1 protein-coding gene is annotated in these 348 nt (G+C 65.5%); it reads right to left on the minus strand.

The features are described 5' to 3' along the window. The coding region (locus EP237_RS22955; RefSeq protein ID WP_164744824.1) for a hypothetical protein at positions 1–182 on the minus strand (182 nt) is incomplete at its 3' end. Positions 183–348 lie beyond the last annotated feature (166 nt).

Consider the following 348-nt stretch of genomic DNA (forward strand, 5'->3'; position numbering starts at 1 on the left):
TCAGCCCGCATGCCCGGCAACAGGATCCGCCGCTCGGCCCCATCCGCAGCCCGCCAGATCAGCGTTCCACCGCGCGCGGCCAGGCCCCCGAGCTCCGCATAGACCCGCACCGCATCGCCAACGAAGCGGGCGATATCCGCGTCGCTGTCAAACCTGACTTTTTTGCGAAGCTCGGCGATCATGTCCGCCGGGAGGCCAATCCTCAAATCGGTTTCTGTCAAATGCCCCACTCCACACGAAAAAACACCCGAAGGATGACGAGCCCATCGGCGCCTGTCCAGAGAAAAAGCGGACGCGTCAGGCCGCGACTGTCCCCGCGAGCCGCGCCCGGATAAAGGCGGGCACCTG

The sequence above is a fragment of the Nioella ostreopsis genome (genome assembly GCF_004000255.1).
GTDB lineage: Bacteria > Pseudomonadota > Alphaproteobacteria > Rhodobacterales > Rhodobacteraceae > Nioella > Nioella ostreopsis.